The organism is Aliinostoc sp. HNIBRCY26 (genome assembly GCF_050235535.1).
Classification (GTDB): domain Bacteria; phylum Cyanobacteriota; class Cyanobacteriia; order Cyanobacteriales; family Nostocaceae; genus Trichormus.
Genome location: NZ_CP189852.1, coordinates 3,785,766 through 3,806,361, shown reverse-complemented (window position 1 = coordinate 3,806,361; position 20,596 = coordinate 3,785,766). Strand labels below are relative to the sequence as shown.

Here is a 20,596-nt window from a genome sequence, read left to right as displayed (position 1 = left end):
AGAAGTTATTCATACTGACGCACCCTACAAACTTTATTTGGTATCAAGTAGCATTCGCTAATCTCTACTCAGAAAAAGGTCATGGTTAATCACATTAACACCGACTCTCTACCCCTAATTAAAAGCAATGAATTTCTCCCACCGATTAGTAATTGGATCAGAATCGGTAGTTTATTACTCGTTGGTGGTGTGGGGGGAGCGATCGCCTTATCTTCTATTATTGAATACAGAGTCACAGTTCCAGGGCAAGCAACTATCCGCCCTACAGGAGAATTGCGGCTAGTACAAGCGGCGATGGCTGGTCAAGTCACCAAGGTTTTGGTCAAAGAAAATCAGGTAGTAAAAAAGGGCGATGTGCTAGCTACCATTGATGATTCCCGGCTGCAAACTCAAAAAAATCAACTGCAAAGCAACATTCAGCAAGCACAACTGCAACTACTGCAAATTGATGCCCAAATTACAGCCCTGAATCGACAAATTCAAGCGGAAAGCGATCGCCAAAATCGGGTGGTGAGTTCAGCCAAAGCTGCATTTAATCGCGCCCAACGCAATTATCGAGATCAGCAAATTGCTGCTCAAACAGAGGTAGAAGCAGCCCAGGCGAACTTAAATAGAGCGCGCAACGAATGGTCTAAAGCGCAGGTAGAATTGCGTTCTGCCCATGCTAACTTGCAATCAACCAAAGCCGCGATGAATGCAGCCCAAGCCAAACGCGATCGCTATCAGCAAGTAGTCCAAGCTGGTGCTTTATCTTTGAATCAGTTAGAAGAAGTACAGTTGGATGTGGCTCAACAACAGCAAGCGGTGGAAGTGCGACAAGCCACCATTGAGGCGCAACAGCAAATCATTGCCCAACAACAACAAGCTGTAGCCGCCGAACAAGCCAAACTACGCCGCGCTCAAACTGCGCTGAATCCTAGTGATGCAGAAGTAGCGATCGCTAAACAAACTATTGCCCAAGAAATGGCTAGCGGTCAAGCCACACTTGCAACCCTCAAGCGAGAATGGGAAGCTTTATTTCAACAACGATTACAAATTAAAAATCAACTCCAGCATGACACCAGCGAACTCCAACAAGTAGACAAGGATCTCAGTCAAACTCAGATTACAGTCACCGAAGATGGGATTCTCTCCCAATTAAACTTGCGAAACCCTGGACAATCAGTCAGTCAAGGCGAAGAAATTGCTCAAATTGTCCCTAGTCATGCGCCCTTAGTCATCAAAGCTACCGTTTCCCCCGATGATGTCAGTAAGTTGGCACCAGGTCAAGAAGTACAGATGCGGGTTTCAGCTTGTCCCTATCCTGATTACGGTACTCTCAAAGGTGTTGTCGGTCAAATTTCTCAAGATACAATTAAATCCACCCAAGGTAGTGCGAGTGCGGTTTACGAAGTCACGATACTTCCAGAAAACTTGTCCTTTGGCAGCCGCAACCATCAATGTACTATTCAGCCAGGAATGCAGGGACGAGCTGATATTATTTCTCGCAAAGAAACAGTCTTGAAATTCTTGCTCAGAAAAGTCAGGTTAATTGCTGACTTGTAATCAGTAATTCAAAATTCCAAATGATTTTGAAAAAGCCGAACTCCTATTAAAAATGATGATTTCCATCTCCATAATTCCTACTCCCTAACTAATTCAAAGGTGATTTTTTGTAAATAAAATTTAAACTTCCGTAAGAGTTTAAACTTAAGCTAAATAATTGAATATAAGCATTTTCACTAATTATGCGATCTGATATAGGATTCCTATTTGATTTTTGAAAAAAACTCGGTACACTTTGATTCCTTCTTTCCCGTTCCCTGTTCCCTGTTCCCTCCCTACGCAAATAATTTCAGGAATCAAAGCGGATTCCTATAGATTGTTACAAGAGTCTGATTATTTTGTAAGGTACTGAAGAAACAAAAAAGGTAAAGATGAAAGACCAACAAAAAAACTTGCCGCATATCGATTGGTTGATTGAACTTACTCCCAGTGAGCAAGAACAAATCAATGGAGGTAATGGAGGTAGCCTAACTTCAACTCAAAACACTGATCCTAATGGTCGGCCAGCGATCGCGCCCACACCTTTGCCACCACCACCACAACCAGAAGGGGATTTTTATCCAAAATTACCAGGTTTGAAATCATAACCTCTTGATTTCAACTTCCCCATCTCATAGTTCGTACAAAACTAAGGTTTTAATATTTTTGAGGATGGTAATCATGAGTCTTAGCTGTTCATCTAGGTGCTGGCTATTAAGAATTACCAGTTTCATAGCCATATGTACAGCATACATTGCATCCGGAGACTTTGCTACAGCTCAGATTACCCCTGATTCCTTCTTAGGTGCAGAAAGTTCTATGCTGACTCCAAATGTTAGTATAGGCGGTCTTCCTGCTGTTCAAGTAGATGGCGGAGCTATAAGAGGTACAAGCATATTTCACAGTTTTCAAGAATTCAATGTTGCAGATGGACAGCGAGTCTTTTTCACTAATCCTGGGGGAATTGAAAACATTTTCAGCCGAGTCACTGGAACTAACCCATCAACAATTTTGGGGACGCTTGGTGTTAACGGTGGAGCCAATCTATTTTTACTAAATCCCAATGGCATTATTTTTGGGCCTAATGCGAGGCTTGACCTCCGTGGTTCGTTTTTAGCTAGTACAGCCCAGAGCATCAAATTTAATAATGGTATAGAATTTAGCACTACTAACCCCTCTGCTCCTCCTTTTCTAACGCTCAATGTCCCCATTGGCTTGCAATACGGACAAAATCCAGGGAGAATTCTCGTCCAGGGGCAAGGTAACGAATTGAGAGTTAATCAGGAGACTGGTGAGGTACTTGAGTTCAATCGCTCTGGTGGTCTGGAGGTTGACCCCGGTCAAACTTTGGCTCTGGCTGGTGGTGAAGTCGTACTGGAAGGCGGAAGTTTGAGTGCTGAATCAGGGCGAGTTGCAGTTTGGAGCGTTCAAGGAGAGGGTTTAGTAGGCCTTACCCCAACCACCCCAGGCTGGGAATTGAGTAATCAGGGTGTGCAGAACTTCCAAGACATCCTCCTCTCCCAAACTGCTGCTATTGACACCAGTGGTGTTGGAGGTGGCAATATTCAAATGCAGGGACAGCGAGTGGCACTACAAGATGGTTCATTGATTTTGTCCCTGACCCGTGGTGACGGAAGTGGAGGAACTATCAGCATCAGAGCTTCTGAATCTATCAAAGCCAGTGGCACCGCCCCCAATGACGAGGCTAGCCTCTTTTTAACTGAAACAACAGGTATTGGCAAAGCAGGTGATATAGAAATTAACACTAAAAAGTTGATCCTCCAAAATGGGGCGCAAGTATCATCTAGCACTTTTAACCAAGGCAGTGGCGGAAAGATTATTGTCAACGCCTCAGAATTAGTCGAAGTCACAGGAATCGCTGCCAATGGAAATTTTACCAGTGGCTTATTTTCTGCTGCCAATAATACTGGAGATGGCGGCAGAGTGGAGATAACAACTAAACGAGTGATACTCCAATCTGGGGGACAGGTAAGTGCCTCAACTTATAGTCAGGGGCGTGGAGGCAATTTACTGGTTAACGCTTCAGAGTCAGTGGAAGCTATTGGTACTGCACCAATAGCTTCTAGCGGCTTATTTGCACTTGCTGACCGTGAGAGTACAGGTGAAAGTGGCACAGTAGAGATTAATACAGGAAAACTGATACTCCTGGATGGCGGACAGGTAAATGCCACAGCTTTTGGTCAAGGTAACGGGGGTGATGTACTCGTCAATGCTAGAGAGTCCGTGAAAGTGATTGGCTTTGCTCAAAATGGCAGGTTTATCAGCAGCTTGGCAGCAGACACTCAAGATATCGGCCACGGTGGCAGAGTAGTGATCGATACAGGAAAGCTAATAATTCAAAATGGTGGACAAGTAAGTGCCACCACATTGAATCAGGGTCGTGGAGGCAATATACTCGTCAATGCCAGGGAATCAGTAGAAGTTATTGGCATTGGTATTGCCCAAAATGCCAGTTTTGCCAGCAGCTTGGCAGTACGGACTCAAGGTACCGGCGACGGCGGCAGAGTAGAGATTAATACAGGGAAGTTGACACTCCAGGATGGCGGACTGGTAAGCTCCAGAACTACCAATGCGGGTAGGGGGGGTGAGGTGCTTGTAAATGCAAGGGAGTCAGTAGAAGTTATTGGTCGAAATGGTAGTTTTATCAGCAGTTTGACAGCACAGACTCAGGGGACGGGCAACGGTGGTACTGTTATAGTTAACACAGGCAGCCTAATTCTACTAGATGGGGCAAGGGTAACTGCCACAACATTTAATCGGGGTAGGGGAGGCAATATACTCGTTAATGCCTCAGAGTTAGTGACAGTGGGTTTTGGCAGTGGGTTGAGAGTGCAGACCCAAGGTTCTGGAGACGGCGGTACTTTGACCGTCAATACGGGAAGGTTTCTTGCTAGCAAAGGCGCACAAACTTTAGCTGCTGTTTTTCCGAACAGTACAGGCAAGGGGGGAAACATTAACATCCAGGCTTCCGAGATCCAATTAACTGGCACCTCTGATATTGGTGAACCCACCATTGTGTTTGCAATCACTAACGGTCGGGGCGACGCAGGCGAAATCACAATTGACACTGCTCGACTAATCGTCCAAAACGGAGCGCAAATAGGGGTTGGGACTTTTAGTAGCGGTAAAGGTGGAAATCTGTTGATCAACGCTTCTGATTCCATTGAACTAACTGGTACAGTTCCACAAATTCCCAATCGGACGTTTTTTAGAGATCAGTCCGGTCAGCAGTTTCCTAGTGGTTTGTTTACTGCCTCTCAAGGTATCGGCACGGCGGGAAACTTGAGGATTGAAACCGATAAGTTAACACTGCGAGATCAAGCCACAATTGGTGTGAACAATCAGGGATTAGGAGATGCAGGCAATTTAGAACTGGCAGCTCGTAACCTGTTGCTAGATAATCAAGCAGTTCTCTCAGCCACAACTACATCAGGTCAGGGCGGAAATCTGACGCTCCAAATCGACGAAATCTTACTATTACGCCGCAACAGTCAAATCTCCACTACCGCAGGCATCAATCAGGCTGGTGGAGATGGTGGTAACATCTTGATTGATAGTGGCTTTATTGTTGCCGTCCCTGATGAAAATAGCGATATCACTGCTAATGCTTTTCAAGGGCGGGGTGGCAATATTAACATTAATGCTCGGAGTATTTTTAATTTAGAACAACGCTCATCAATACCACTAAATAATACTAACGACATTGATGCTAGTTCCCAGTTTGGTTTAACAGGCACAGTCACAATTAATACACCTGAGATAGATCCAAGTCGGGGTTTGGTACAGTTACCCAGTAATCTCACGGATGCGTCAAAGCAAATTGTTTCTAGTTGTAACCCAGGTAATCCCGCTCGGCGTAGTTCCTTTACTGTCACAGGTAGGGGAGGAATTCCCCGCAGTCCAATAGAACCATTTCAAGGTGAAGTATCTACAGCACGATGGATAACCTTAGATTCTCTCAAAGTTGATCAAAATACTCATGTCAGTAATGAAAGTCTGCCATCTTCTCCAGCGAATATAGTTGAGGCGCAAGGCTGGATCGTCGATCAAGATGGTACTGTATCTCTAGTGGCTCAAATGCCAAATATTACCCCTCGTGGTTTGTCTGTATCCAGTGGTACTTGCTCCTGAGAAATATAGGTGACAGCTGACAGTGAAGAAGAAACAAGTGTTTTTCTTTCATTCGTGGCGATTGGTAACGCCGCTAGTGCGTTTGCTCCTAAGTCAAATCTAAATTATTTATGCGTCGAGACTCAATTTTTTACAAACTATTTCAACAATCTCCAACTTTATTATTTGAATTATTGACAAATCCCCCAGAAAATGCTGATGCCTATAGATTTGATTCGGTAGCAGTCAAAGAACCAACATTTGAAATTGATGGCGTGTTTCTCCCACCGGAAAATGCAGGTGTAGGAGTCGTGTATTTTTGTGAAGTCCAGTTTCAAAAGGATGAACGACTATATGAACGTGTCTTAGCTGAGTCCTCACTGTATTTCTACCGCCACCGTGACAGGTTTAACGATTGGCAAGCAGTCATTATTTACCCATCTCGTAGCCTCGAACAAAGTGATATTCATCCCCATCGCTCATTTTTAAATGGCGGACAAGTGCATCGAGTGTATTTAGATGAATTGGGAGATATTCGTACATTACCCATTTGGGTCGCACTGATGGTATTAACCACAGTAGGAGAAGAACAAGCACCCGACACAGCAAGGTATTTGTTAAACCGAACTCGCCAGGAAGTCTCATCACCTACGAGTCGCGCCATAATAGAAATGATCACGACAATTATGGTTTACAAGTTTGAGCAATTAAGTAGATTGGAGGTAGAAACAATGCTGGGAATAACACTCAAGGAAACACGCGTTTACCGAGAAATTAAAGAAGAAGGACGTGAGGAAGGACGTGAGGAAGGACGTGAGGAAGGACGTGAGGAGGCAACAGTTAATATAATTATCCGACAGATCACGAAGCGATTTGGTGAACTTTCTCCAGAAATGCGATCGCTAATTTCTAGTTTACCTTTGCCTGTCCTCGAAGATTTGACTGAAGCACTGTTAGATTTTACCAGTCTTGCTGATTTGCAATCTTGGTTAGCAGCACGTTGACGACTGATTGAGTGCATATTGTAGTGTAACCTTTCGTACTAGAGTAAGTTACATTGCCATATCTGGGGTACTGACGTTGGGTAAGTTAGTCGTTTTAAAATTAGGCACAAGCAATTTTGAGGCGGGATTTCCTGTCACATTGCAAATTAGTGATGAAAATTTCCGACCAATTTTAGAAATTACTGCGGAACTCCCACCGAACCCAGAAATTCCCCTCTGTTACCATCAATGGCAGTCTATTTATCGTCAACTGAAATTTGCTGGTCGTCCTATCGGTATTCCTAAGCAATCAAAACAAAACCCTTCTAGAGAAGATTGCCAAAAAGCGGCAGATAATTTGAGATTTCAGTTAAATAATTGGCTATCATCCCCTAGTTTTCGTCCCATTCGGGAAAAATGGCTGGAAAGACTCCTACCGGAAGACCATATCCGTGTACTGCTACAAACCAATGATTTGAGATTGCAAAAATTGCCTTGGCATTTGTGGGATGTTTTGGAACGCTATCCCAAAGCCGAAGTTGCGTTGAGTGCGCCTAGTTATGAACAAGTCAACCGCAACTCACCACCTCAGTCACAGGTGAAAGTTTTAGCAATTTTGGGTAACAGTCAAGGAATTGATATCCAAACAGATAGTCAAATCTTAGCAGTATTACCTCACGCCAACACCACTTTCCTAGTCGAACCATCCAGCAAAGACCTGACTGACCAGCTATGGGAGCAAGACTGGCAGATTTTGTTTTTCGCGGGACATAGCGCTACTGATGCGAGTAATCAAGGAAAAATTTATATTAATCACACAGAAAGCTTGACGATTAGTCAATTAAAGTATGGGTTGCGGAAAGCCGTAGAGAAAGGTTTACAGTTAGCAATTTTTAACTCTTGTGATGGTTTGGGTTTGGCGCGGGAGTTTGCAGATTTGCATATACCCCAAATCATCGTTATGCGAGAACCCGTCCCTGATAGGGTGGCGCAACAGTTCCTCAAGTATTTTTTAGAAGCTTTTGCTCGTGGTGAAACTTTATACATAGCAGTTCGAGAAGCGCGGGAACGTTTGCAAGGGTTAGAAACGCAATTTCCCTGTGCGACTTGGTTGCCTGTAATTTATCAAAATCCGGCAACTACGCCTCTACTCTGGCGAGAATTACACCTCAACCACAATATTCAGCAAATAACACCCGTACCTGAAACCCCAACGAGGAAAGGTATTAAGCTTGGGACAGCTTTATCTGCGGTCATACTGACAAGTATAGTTACCACAGCATTGTTAATGGGTGTACGGTATTTTGGTTTCCTGCAATCATGGGAGTTAATGGCATTTGATTATATGCTGCGTCTGCGTCCCCAGGAACAACCAGATTCTCGAATACTGATAATTGAAATTACAGAAGAAGATGTACAAGCCCAATCTGACAATAGGCGCGGGTCTTTGGCTGATGAGGCTTTGGATAAGTTATTAGCCCAACTGGAAACGTATAAACCACGCGTAATTGGTTTGGATATATACCGAGATTATCCTGTACAACCGGGTTATCCCAAGTTGGCGGCACGGATGAAAAATGGCGATCGCTTTGTGGCAGTATGTCAAGTGAGTAATTCCCAAACTAGCAAACCAGGGATTAAACCACCGCCAGAAGTTCCTCCTCATGCTCTCGGTTTTAGTGATACCGCCATTGATCCTGATAATGTGGTGCGTCGTCATCTGTTGGCGTTAGCTCCTCCTCCCTCATCTCCCTGTACTGCACCCTATGCTTTAAATGTGCAGTTGGTTTTACGTTATTTATATCAGGAAGGCATTCAGTTAAAATTCACTCCTGATGGAGCATGGCAATTAGGCCATCTCACATTTTCACCCATCGCAACCCATACCGGAGGCTACCAAGGTATTGATGCTTTGGGACACCAAATTTTACTTAATTATCGCTCCTTTCCCGACTTAGAAGCGATCGCTCCCCGCATCACCTTACAACAAGTATTAACTGGTAAACTCCCACCTGATGCAGTTCAAGACAAAATAGTTTTAATTGGTACAACCGCCGCAAGTTTTCGAGATTATTCACTTACGCCCTACTCTTCCTCAAAAGGTGAGTCACAGCAAATAGCCGGAGTTTTTTTACAAGCACAGATGATAAGTCAATTGTTGAGTGCGGCTTTAGATAGACGACCTCTGTTGTGGACTTGGAATATTTGGGGTGAAGTGATTTGGGTTTGGGGTTGGGCGATAATTGGCAGTTTACTTGCTGCATATCTGCGACCATCCACTTATTTAGGTTGGGCAGTTGGCGGAATGTTTCTGAGTTTATACGGTATTTCCCTGATATTATTAATACTATATAGTTGTTGGATTCCTTTTGTACCTGCGGCGATCGCTTTAGGAACTACTGCTGTTATGCTCATCACAGTAATTAAGCCTATCCAAGAAGCATAAAAATATATTTTTACTTAACTACAAATTATGAAAATCCTGCAATTAACCATAGCCTTGGGAATATGCTTTACAAACAATATATCCTATCCTTTAAAACTCCAGGCTTTACCAGTTAATCATCATCTAGCATCCTTAAAATTTGTGCCACCACCACCACCACCAAACCGGGGTGCAACCGGTTCGAGAAGCGGTGCTGCTAGTCGTGGATGCACTACAAATAGTCAAACCGTAACAGCTTTAGTTCCCACCTATCAAACAACTCTTAACTCAGATGAGCAAACGATTGTTCCCATCACTCAAGTTTGGGGTTTAACCAACGCTGAATATCCTCAATTCTTCTTTTTTGTTCCCTACAATGTCTCATCTATAAAAAACATTGAGTTTGTTTTACAAGAACAAACCAATAACAAAAATAAAACTTTATATCGGACTAATTTGACAATTCCAAAATCACCAGGAATTATTAAGGTTAATCTACCTTCTAGTGCAACCTCATTACAGATAGGAACAATGTATCACTGGTTTTTAAAAGTCAGGTTGCAATGTGACCAGCAACAACCTTTGAAACTAGACTATACAGAAGGCTGGATACAAAGAATTAACCAAAATTCCACACTTAACGCACAGATCAAACAAGCACAACTTCAACAACAAGTCACACTTTACGCCGAAAATGGTGTTTGGTACGATGCCATCATGAATTTAGCAGAATTACGCCTGAAATATCCTCAAAATCAGAATTTATTGACACAATGGACAACTTTACTGTCTTCAGTTGGCTTGGGAGAAATAGCAAGTCAACCACTAATTGATTGTTGCCAACCCCAGTTAAATAACGTTCAGTAGACTGAAAAATTTGGCGATCGCTCTGTCAATAATACCTGCGCCAGTGGATTTTTGCGAAAATCCGTGCTTTTAGATATCTTTGCTATGATTCTGGGCTGTTTGGTCGTAGGTGTAGACGCTCGTCTCTACTAATATCTTCACTATTGGTATCGATGGTCTGGTTTTTTCTGGTGCTTCGACACAGGTCATCATTCCGTGTAGAACATCTTTTCAGAAATATATTAGACTTTCGTCTAATATTAACTAAACGCGTTTTAGCATTATTTTAAGCGTATATAGGACTCATATTTGATTCCTAAAAGAAAATCAGTACATTTTTATTCCTACTTACCCTTTTCCCTGTTCCCTTCCTACGTAAGTAATTTCAATAATCCAGTCGGATTCCTATATACCTTGGCTGAAGTGTCTATGTACTTTAGGTAACAGAAGTCATTGAGGAAAACGGCGGTTGGTTCCACAGCCACCAATATGTCTGCACCTCAAGCACTTAAGGTGTAATCTGCGGATGTTGATCAGCTAATTGTCATTCATTTTTCCAACTGATTCGCCTGTAGTCAGGGCTGAAGCCCTAGCTTTATGCAGCTTAATGATTAGCTTAGTGGAACCCAAGGAGATGTTTTGTATCTTTCTGTTTTTTATTGTTTATCCATGTAATTGCATATGAATATCCTCCAAAATTTTGTCAAAACATATACAGATAAAACCTATAAATATACTGCACAAGTTAACCACAAAGGTATAGTTGTTGCCTTTGCCATGGATGAATTAAGACGCATTTATTATTCCGTTTTAGACCTGGAAAATACTCAACTAAAAAATAAAAGTTCACTCGATGTTAATTATTGGTTGGATAATCCTAAAGAAATCAGTTTTCCTAATGAACTTGTGCAAGTAGGTTACGCTATTTTGCCAAATATCAAAATGCCTTTAGTGAAAAAAGGCACAAGAGTAGAAGCTAAAGCAGGAACATTACGTTCTGAAGAAGTAGACCCCTTTTTATCAACCACTGCTCGTTTTACTGCTCAAGCCCCCTTCCAAGTTTTATCAGACGGACAATATATCTATTTATTCCGTCAGGCTATTGATAAAAACCATAGCGATATGATTTATAAACAAGACAAAGCTGGCAACTTTGTTTTAGATCAGGCACAACAAAAAATTCCCTTAGTCAACGAAACTTTGCTTGTAGATCGCTATATTTTAACAGGGACAGAATTAAAGCTGAAAATGGAAGTGCGTTATCAACGCAGTCGCCACAAATATAACCCTCAAACTAATAAAGATGGCTTAGGTGCAAAGGATTTAGAAAAAAATCCCTTTCTTGAACCCACTCAAGAACTAGATTTTGTTCGTAACTTAAAAGACGGACGGTTTAATGTCTTACTTTTGCCTACCCAAATTGCTGAACTCGAACGGTGGCAAATATTTATTCATAATAATAAAACCGGACTTATAGATTCCTTCAATGTTGAACGTTCTAAGGATGGGTTATTTAATACCAAAGGAACGCAGCTTTATACCAGCCCAGATCCCCAATATCAAAGCTCCGTATTAGAACGTCAACCAGGGACAGATTCCTTTACTGGTTCACCATTAATTCCCATAGTAAGTAAATCTGGTTATGCAGAATCTGCACTCAATTTTGATGCTCAAGATGATTATGTAGAATTGCCTTCATTTCCCGAAAAGTTATTTGAAAATTTCACCCTTGAAAGTTGGGTTTACTACCGTCGTTTTGCAAATTATAGCCGCATCTTTGACTTTGGCAATGGTAGTGCTTCAGATAACATTATTTTAACAAATACGAGTCAGACAAACAATCTAAAGTTTGAGATTTATCAGGGGGATACTTCACAATTTATTGAGATTGCCAATACTCTAGAAACAGATAAGTGGATTCATTTATCCGTCACAATGGATCAGACCGGAAATGTCACTGTGTATAAAGATGGTCTGTTAATCGGCAACAAAAAACTTCATCTCCCCAAGACATTAATTCGGAATCGGAACTATTTAGGAAGGAGTAACTGGCCCAACGATGCTTTCTTAGATGGCAAAATGGACGAAGTCAGGATTTGGAATCGTTGCCGTAGCCAAGCCGAAATTCAGGCAGAGATGCACCATCGTTTAGTCGGAGATGAACCAGGACTTTGGGCTTATTGGCGTTTTGATGAAGGATTTGGCGATCGCCTTTATGACCAAACCCAAAACGCTATTCATGGTAGCATCAAAGGCCCAACTTGGGTCAAATCTGATGCTCCTATTGGGGATCATCCAGGGATTCAGCGCACCAGTTTTCAACTACAATCCGCCTCAGAAAAACGGCAAATTGTATCCGGGTTATCGGCTATACTCTATCACCAACAGGAGAAAGTCGCGACAGGTTACGAGCAACAGGAAAAACCCGTCAAACGCAATGCCAGAGTGATGTTGACTGTTGCCACCAGTAGCGCAAATCCCGCATCTAATCAAGATAATAATTTCATTGCTGCTATAGATTTTGCCGTTTCCAGGGAAGGTAAAATTGCCCAAATTCCCGATAATTTAGTTCTACCTAGTCTCCAGACTGGTAATGCAGTGAACCAAGATTTAGATGCAGTTAGCCGTTTACAGGAAGAAATTGCCAATTTAAAAGCCAGTATTAATCAGTTGGAAATTGAGATTGCTGCCTTAAAAGCATCAACGCCAAGAATTGCTTCTTTAGAGGCGCAAAAAGCCAGATTACAATCAGAAATTGATTCCTTAACCAACGACTTAAATAATAAGAAGTTGGACATCTTTAATTATTTCTGTCGAATTCAGGTGAACGGTAATCAAAACTATTGGACAGCAGACAGCAATGGCAGTTTATCGCACAAGCCGAGAAATGATAATGATGATGGTCAATATTGGACTGTTTTAGGTGGCTACCAGGGTTCGAGAAGACTTTGCCCATTGAATCATTTAACCACAAGGCCACTAGACAATGTTTGGTTAGTTATTCTTAAAGATCGGTCACGAGGTCTAATTTATGATGGTTCTTTCAAGGTTGATAATTGGTGGGAAAGAGTAGCGGGTATGTTGTCGCTGACAAAGAGTAGTGGCAATGACTATAATTTCTCGATTCAGGCTGACCTAAGCAGTCCTATGCAAAAAGGAGTCTTCACCTTTACCAAAACTGATCGCGCCACTTCCGTCATTACAGATTTAGAAAACGCCATACGTAGTAAACAAACTGAATTAACAAACACTATTAATGAGTTAAATAAACTCTACATTGATCGAGAACAAATCAAAATCAAAGAAAGTCAGTTAGCACTGCAAAAAGTGCAACTAGAAAATAAAGAAACCGAGTTAGAGTTCTTGCGGTCTGGCATTCAAGGGGAAATAGCTATACCTATGTCCTTACTGCATACAGACACTTGTGGACTGACCGTAGCTGGGGGATTACTTAACTTTGCTTATACCAAAGACACACCCTTACTAGTTAATAGTGCAACTGGGAAATTGGCTTTGTATTTCCGAGGTTTGGATGATCAATTTTTTGTGACCTATTACGATACCAATACCACCAAAGCCAGGTATTTATTAGACGCAGAAATTGGTAAAGTGAGTGCAACGGCACGTTCAGCAGAACGAGAGTGCGATCGCGCTACCTTCATCATTGCCGACAGTTCAACGCCTGAAACCTGCACTTTGACCATTACCAACCAAGTTACAGGCATCGAAGAAACTTGGAACAATCTCCCACGAGAAGTAGAACAATTTTGTAACATCCTCAATGGCGGTGCTAGTCAACCCATCTTTATCGGCAAACTGGCGCAACCAACCGTTGGTAAAGGTATTAGTAGTTTAACGTTAAGCCAAAAAGTCAAACAAACCCTCCCCCAAGGTTCGCTCCTTTCACTAGGGAATCAGCAAGTCGTTGTCAGTGCAGAAACGAGTGCCACAAAAGATATCATTCCCATCATTCCTACTACTCTCAAGGTACCCGCAGACACACCCATCTATTTCATCCGCTACGACTACGACGCATGGGCTACCAACAACCGCACCAGTAACCCCCTCCGTAGCGGTTCTCTGCAATTCATTTTCCAGGCGGGTAGTAGTAGCAAAAACATCCAGAATGGCATTGTCAATGACAGCGATACTACCCGTTCCTGTCAATGGGTAGCAGAATCCCCAGGCCGAGCCTTAACTTTTGATGGTAAAGATGACTATGTAGGACTTGGAGACACCAATAAACTCTCTCAATTCGATGCTAAAGGCGATTTAACCTTAGAAACATGGGTTCGTCCTGCACAATTAGCAGCAAACTCTCGCATAATTCATCACAATTCTGCTCAATCCCAATACACAATAGGGATTCAATCCCAAACCACTAATTTTATATCTGCTCTCCAATTTAATGGAACAAGTGATTATGTAGAAGTTCCCTATTCGTCAGCACTTAATACCAATGAATTTACAACTTCTTTTTGGGTCAAAGTAGGGGGAGGAGGAGGACATCGCTCACCTCTAACTAACCGAGATGATTTCCCACAACGAGGATATATGTTTTATGTCAATCCCGATAATAACTGGGAGTTTTTGGTCGGAAAGGGTGCAGGTTGGGATGGTATTACCGGTTCTAAAGTTGTTCTCAATACTTGGACTCACATAGCAGGTACCCTCAAAGGAAATCAACTTAAGTTATACGTTAACGGCAAACTTGAAGCAGAGAAGACAGTAAGTAGCTATAGCCTTAACACTGCCCGCCCGTTACGCATTGGTGCGGGAGCTACAGAAGGAAATCCAAATTTCAGATTCCCCGGTCAAATAGATCAAGTTCAAGTTTGGAATAAAGCTCGCTCTGAAGTTGAGATTCAGACCGGCATGAATCGCCGACTGACGGGTAATGAAGCAGGTTTAGTGGCCTATTGGCAATTTACAGACGGCATCGCCAAAGATTATTCTCCTAATGGATATAACGGCAAGATATATGGGCAACCTTCCCTGGTGGCTTCCGTAATTCAAGAAAGCCAAATTTACAGCTTTGCAGGCGTTGGCAACCTGTTCCAAAAATCTAAAGCAGCCGTTCCTATGGCACAGTGGCATCATTTATCCGCCGTATATAACCAATCTTACGCCTTGCAATTTCAGGGCAATGGCTTCTTAGAATGTGACCACAACCCCACCTTAGATTTAGACCGAGACTTGACACTAGAAATCTTTTTGCAAGTGAATACATTGAGTCAACGTCAAGGGTTGTTGACTAAAGGAAAACTGGGAGATGGAACTGATCAGAATGTGCCTTATTCCCTTTATATTGACACCGATGGCAAAATTGCTTTTGCCTTTGAAGACAAACAGGGAAAAAGCTATATCTATAAATCTACTGAAGTGCTACGAACGGGTCAGTTTTACAAAATTGCAGTTACCCGCCAACATCAAACAGAAGTCAAGAATCAAGGAACTGCTGATCTTCCCAATGTCATCGTCAATCAATGGGCTGATATTCGCTTTTATGTCAACCAAAAAGCCGCAGGTTATGAAATTTATAAAGGCGCGGACTTAGACCGTAATTCCCAAAAGTTGGAAATTGGGAAAACCTATCAAGGCTCACAACCGAATTACTTGCAAGGAATAATTAGTGAAATTCGCCTCTGGAATAGTGTGGTGGATATAGCCAATTTGGGAATCAAGATTAATGGCCAAGAAAAAGGGCTAGTGGCTTGGTGGCGTTTAGAAGAGAATGAAGGTAATATTGCCTCCGACTCGAAAGGAGAAAGTCATGCGGTGATTATTGCAGCCCAATGGGTGAAAAATCCAGATCCTCAAGGCTCTAGCTTAATTCTTTACCAAAATGGCATTCCTGTACCTGTAGAAACTTTCACACCTCAAAGCAGTTGGGGCGAAAAACAATTCACATTAGGGGGAATTTATCACAATACAGGGCTTCCCTTAGAACCTTTTGCCGGAATTATGGAAGAAGTTCGCATCTGGAAAGTCGCCCGCACCCAAGAACAAATTCAAGACAATTTGTTTAGTCGCATTAAAGGAGAAAAACAAGACCTGATTGCCAATTACACTTTTGATTTAGAAAGTCAGACTGACCTTTTAGATCAATCTCTGATTGGTAATCATTTAACTTTGGGTTTAAAGGATGCTAAACCAACATCTGTTTTGTCCACGGCTCCCATTAGTGAAGACACAGCCATTATTCGTTCTGCTCTAGCAGGGGTGAAAACTCAGTTTCACGATACGATTCATAGCAGTCCTGGGGTACAAGAGTATTCCGATTTGCAGTACGACATCGAAGGTAATTTAATCGGTATCCAAAAACGCTGTTATGGCTATATCAAAAATGGCCAATGGCACTTGTTGACAGGCTATAAAGTCGGCAACTTAATTACCGAATGGATTGGACAAGTACAAGCTGCTCCCCAAATTATTGGCTATATTGAGGGTGCGCCTCCTGTACCTAGTGAAAACCTTACGGGAACAAGTATGGCACTTGACCCAGGGGTACTAAGTCACTACAACGCTAGTGCGATTCAGTTGGTTGAATCTGATACGGTCAAATATATCTACTCATCTTCTAAAGAGAGTGGCTTTGATATGTTGGTGGATATGAAACTTAGTCTGGGATTTGGGCAAAAGTCCAACTTTGGGCTAGGTTTAGCAACAGAGATTGCGGACGTAACATCGTTAATTGGAGCGAAGGCGACTTTTGAGTCCTCCCAAGGCAGTATTCATGAAGCTAGTGCTAGTTATGGCTACAACACCACTAAGATTAGTCGCCTGCAAGCTTGGGGAAATTGGGAGAAAATTGGCTCAGAAATTAACTCCTATGTGGGTCGTCGTTATATTCCCGCCAATGTTGGGTTAGCCTTAGTCCAGTCTGACACAATGGATGTGTTTGCCCTGCGGTTAGCCCACAATAATGCCTTAGTGTCTTATCGATTTTTACCTAATCCAGATATTGCTAAAGATTGGAATATTATTACTTTCCCCATTAATCCCACTTATACTAAGCAGGGAACTCTGGATGGAAAGGTTGGTTTAAAAGAAGATGGCAGTGTTCAACCTGATCCTCACTATCCCAATGCTGCAACCTATGGGCAGTGGAGTTACTTTAAACCCATTGAAGCCTATGGTATAAAAAAACGCATTGAACGAGAACGGCAAGAGTTAGCAACCTATTACGATCAGTATTCGACCTTCCAGAATGTGAGTTATCAAGCAACTGGTTCTTTGGACGATATGCGCGGGAAACAGATGGCAACTCGGAATTTAGCAAATACCTATGTTTGGACTGCGGATGGTGGGTTTTTCTCCGAGTCTACGGATGTGCTGGAAGCAACAAGCGAAACAACAACGGGTTTTTATTCTTTTAAAGGAATGGCGGGTTTATCTGTAGACCTGAAATTAAAAATGGGAGTGGCAGGGTTAATAACTGCTTTTGAATTGGATGCTTTATTTGGAGGACATTTGGCGACTACGAAAACAAAAGGACGAGAAACAGAGAAATCTTTTACTCTGGAAGTTGAAGTCGAAGGGGAACGAGATATCCAACTCTATGCCACTACAGATGTGCTGAAAGCTAAATATGAGGGACTTTATAATATCCGCGAAGGGGGCGTTTATGACCAAAATGGCAAACCAGTAAAACAGCCTGGGAAAGTGGATGCTTACCGCTTTATGACGTTCTATCTTGAACCGACAACCGAAAACTTTGAAGACTTTTTCGGTAAGGTGGTCGATCCAATTTGGTTGGAACAAAGTAGCGATCCTAATGCGATCGCACTACGCCAAGCCAATCAAGGCGATAAAAAGCCCTCCTGTTGGCGAGTGTTTCACCGTGTTACTTTTGTCAGTCGCATCCTACCAGAGATAGCTGCCCAAAATGCGCCTCCCTTAGAAAAAGCAATTAGGGCTGCCAATATTGAGAGTAATTGGGAGTTGATTAAGAAGCTTGAACCCTTTGTTCAAACCAAAACTCAGGATTATGTGACTTTTGCGGATGCGGTGCGGAACGCGATCGCGGTTTATCTTCCTGAACTTCAAGGTTATGAAGAAGCCATCATTCAATATATGGCACTATATTTTGGTCTTGATCAAGTGATTTAAACATATAGGAATCTGACTTGATTATTGAAATTATTGGCGTAGATAGGGAACAGGGAACAGGAAAAGTAGATTCACCAAATAATTAGCGATCGCTAACTTCCAACCATACCAAATCATACATTACCCTTCCTGTTCAGGAGGGGTTTTTCAATGGGATGAGAATTTACTGACTCAGTAACAAAAAATAAAGCTTGATTGAACTTTCACTCTATGATACCTATAATTCTTTTAAATAACGGTATCCCGCTCAAGATACCGTAAAAAAGGAGTAATACGGATGAGCAAGTCGCAGCATCGAGCGCAATTAAGCCATGACTTAATTGTGAAAACGCAGATTTATGTTGTGCGAGTTTTGCAGATTTTGCAGATATCTTCCCAACATATAGTTAGGTGGTTAAAGGTTAGCAGGCTCCGTAGCTTTATCGGACTTGTTGTAGTTGGAGCTATTTTCAGTATAGCGATCGCATCCTGTTCTGGAAATCAAGCTTTTAGTCAGCCTGCTGATATTAAGCTGAGACTCGTCTCTTTCTCTGTGACAAAAGCTGCTCATGATCAAATTATTCCTAAATTCGTTGCCAAGTGGAAGCAAGAACACAATCAAAACGTCATTTTTGAGCAGAGTTATGGGGGTTCTGGGACACAAACTGCTGATGTGATTGCAGGTAAACAAGCAGCAGATATCGTACACTTAGCTTTGCCTTTGGATGTCAATAAAATTCAACAAGCAGGCTTAATTAAATCGGGTTGGGAAAACAGATCGCCGAGAAATGGTATTGTGAGTAAATCTGTAGCGGCGATTGTAACTCGTGAAGGCAACCCCAAAGGGATTAAAAATTGGGCGGACTTAGCAAAGAACGACGTAACATTAATTGCAGCTAACCCCAAAACTTCTGGTATTGCTATCTGGGAATTTTTAGCCTTGTGGGGATCAGTGACTCTCACAGGTGGCGATGAAACAACAGCATTGGATTACATCACAAAAGTCTATAAAAACACCCCAATTCTCACTAAAGATGCTCGTGAAGCTAGTGATTTATTTTTTCAACAAAATCAAGGTGATGTTTTAATCAACTACGAAAATGAAATAGCTTTGGCAGAAAAAAGCGGCTCAAAACTTCCTTACATAGTACCATCTGTTAATGTTTCTATTGACAATCCTGTTGCCATAGTTGATAAAAATGTTGATCAACATAGAACCAGAAAAGTTGCAGAAGCATTTGTTGATTTCTTGTATTCCACAGAAGCACAACGGGAGTTTGCTAAGTTACAATATCGTCCCGTTAACCCAACTGTAACTCAAGAAGTAGTATCTCAATTTCCTCCGGTTAATACTCTATTTACATCTCAAGATTTAGGAGGTTGGGAACTGATTCAGCAGAAGTTTTTCGCTAACGGGGGGGTTTTCGATCAGGTACAGGCTGCCAAAAAGTCATAATTAATTTCCAGTTAATTGGCAATCATTAGAGATTTTATCAGAATCATATTTGATTTCTGTGAATCTAATTATGCTTCTGTTCCCTAACTGCACCAGCAATTTCAATAATCAATTCGGATTCCTATATGAGCTTTTATCGCCTCTTGAAGAATAGTATTTATCCTGCAACTTTGATGCTCATTGTCAGCAGCATCACAGGTTGTAACAGTGGAAAAGAATTACAAAATCAAGTTAGTATTGATGGTGCAGCCGTAGGTTTTCCCATTTCCTTAGCAGTTGCAGAAGAGTATAGTAAAGTTAAACCTGATGCACAAGTGAGTGTGGCTTCCAGTGGGACTGGTGGTGGTATCAGTAAGTTTTGTAATGGTGATATTGATATAGTTGGGGCTTCTCGTACTATTAGAGATGAAGAAATTAAAAAATGTCAAAGTAAGAAGATTGACTTTATTGAATTACCTATCGGTTTAGACGGTATTGCTGTGATTGCTAACCGGCAAAACAACTTTGCTAAATGTCTCACAATTAAGGAATTAGACAAAATTTGGAGTGCTAAATCAGACGGAAAAATTTTGACTTGGAATCAAGTTAATCCCAAGTTTCCTAATGAAAAACTCAAGCTATATGCTCCAGCTTCCGATACTGGAACGTTTGATTATCTCACTCAAGCTGTAACTGGTAAAGCTAAAAATGGTCGGACAGATTACACCCCTAGCCATAATCAAAACCTACTTGTACAAGGGGTAGCAGGTGATGTAACATCTCTAGGTTATGTAGGCATATCTTACTACATTCAAAACCAAGATAAGCTGAATTTAGTAGCGGTAGAAAGTCCGAGTGGAAAATGTGAAAAACCCATTCCTGTGGATAATGTCATTAAAAATGTCTACACGCCTTTATCTCGTCCTTTATTCATCTACGTCAGTAAAAAATCCTTAGATACTAAACCAGCAGTGAAAGAATTTGTCGAATTTTATCTAGAAAATTCTTGGAAATGGGTAGATAGCGTTGGTTATGTAGCTTTACCTGATGAAGCTTACATCAAAGTCAAACAGAAATTTGCTAGTGGTGAAACGGGAACAAAATTTAAAAAAGCTAAACCCGGCCAACCAATTACTAATTTTATTTAACTAAAATCTTGAT

11 protein-coding genes are annotated in these 20,596 nt (G+C 41.8%); 9 read left to right on the top strand and 2 right to left on the bottom strand.

Annotation, left to right across the window (positions count from 1 at the left end):
• The first annotated feature begins 81 nt into the window (after positions 1–81).
• Both ACQFX9_RS16150 and ACQFX9_RS16145 read left to right on the top strand, forming a co-directional pair.
• Positions 82–1,545 (top strand): HlyD family efflux transporter periplasmic adaptor subunit, encoded by a 1,464-nt coding sequence (locus ACQFX9_RS16150; protein ID WP_427156935.1) that lies wholly within the window; start codon positions 82–84, stop codon positions 1,543–1,545.
• Between the two features lie 371 nt (positions 1,546–1,916).
• Complete coding sequence (locus ACQFX9_RS16145; protein WP_427156934.1) at positions 1,917–2,132, top strand: hypothetical protein; 216 nt, start codon at positions 1,917–1,919, stop codon at positions 2,130–2,132.
• Positions 2,133–2,156: 24 nt separating this feature from the next.
• Here the strand turns inward: ACQFX9_RS16145 and ACQFX9_RS16140 are convergent, their stop codons facing one another.
• Positions 2,157–2,279 (bottom strand): hypothetical protein, encoded by a 123-nt coding sequence (locus ACQFX9_RS16140; RefSeq protein WP_427156933.1) that lies wholly within the window; start codon positions 2,277–2,279, stop codon positions 2,157–2,159.
• 64 nt (positions 2,280–2,343) lie between these two features.
• Between ACQFX9_RS16140 and ACQFX9_RS16135 the strand changes: the two genes are divergently transcribed.
• From ACQFX9_RS16135 to ACQFX9_RS16120, 4 genes are all read left to right on the top strand, one after another.
• Positions 2,344–5,676 (top strand): filamentous hemagglutinin N-terminal domain-containing protein, encoded by a 3,333-nt coding sequence (locus tag ACQFX9_RS16135; RefSeq protein ID WP_427156932.1) that lies wholly within the window; start codon positions 2,344–2,346, stop codon positions 5,674–5,676.
• A 110-nt stretch (positions 5,677–5,786) separates the two neighbouring features.
• Positions 5,787–6,659 carry an Rpn family recombination-promoting nuclease/putative transposase gene (locus ACQFX9_RS16130; protein ID WP_427156931.1) on the top strand — a complete coding sequence of 291 codons (873 nt, stop codon included), beginning with the start codon at positions 5,787–5,789 and terminating at the stop codon, positions 6,657–6,659.
• Positions 6,660–6,735: 76 nt separating this feature from the next.
• Positions 6,736–9,084 carry a CHASE2 domain-containing protein gene (locus ACQFX9_RS16125; protein WP_427162912.1) on the top strand — a complete coding sequence of 783 codons (2,349 nt, stop codon included), beginning with the start codon at positions 6,736–6,738 and terminating at the stop codon, positions 9,082–9,084.
• 27 nt (positions 9,085–9,111) lie between these two features.
• The gene (locus ACQFX9_RS16120; protein WP_427156930.1) at positions 9,112–9,930 is read left to right on the top strand and encodes a DUF928 domain-containing protein; all 819 of its coding nucleotides are present in this window, start codon (positions 9,112–9,114) and stop codon (positions 9,928–9,930) included.
• A gap of 69 nt (positions 9,931–9,999) precedes the next feature.
• Here ACQFX9_RS16120 and ACQFX9_RS16115 read toward each other — a convergent pair whose 3' ends face one another.
• A complete protein-coding gene (locus tag ACQFX9_RS16115) occupies positions 10,000–10,122 on the bottom strand; it encodes a hypothetical protein (protein ID WP_427156929.1) in 123 nt (40 codons plus the stop codon).
• Between the two features lie 468 nt (positions 10,123–10,590).
• Here ACQFX9_RS16115 and ACQFX9_RS16110 point away from each other — a divergent pair, with 468 nt between their 5' ends.
• The 3 genes from ACQFX9_RS16110 (at position 10,591) to ACQFX9_RS16100 (ending at position 20,583) form a co-directional block, all read left to right on the top strand.
• The gene (locus tag ACQFX9_RS16110; RefSeq protein WP_427156928.1) at positions 10,591–18,021 is read left to right on the top strand and encodes a LamG-like jellyroll fold domain-containing protein; all 7,431 of its coding nucleotides are present in this window, start codon (positions 10,591–10,593) and stop codon (positions 18,019–18,021) included.
• Positions 18,022–18,298: 277 nt separating this feature from the next.
• Complete coding sequence (locus ACQFX9_RS16105; protein WP_427156927.1) at positions 18,299–19,456, top strand: sulfate ABC transporter substrate-binding protein; 1,158 nt, start codon at positions 18,299–18,301, stop codon at positions 19,454–19,456.
• Positions 19,457–19,581: 125 nt separating this feature from the next.
• A complete protein-coding gene (locus tag ACQFX9_RS16100; protein ID WP_427156926.1) occupies positions 19,582–20,583 on the top strand; it encodes a PstS family phosphate ABC transporter substrate-binding protein in 1,002 nt (333 codons plus the stop codon).
• Positions 20,584–20,596: the final 13 nt, after the last annotated feature.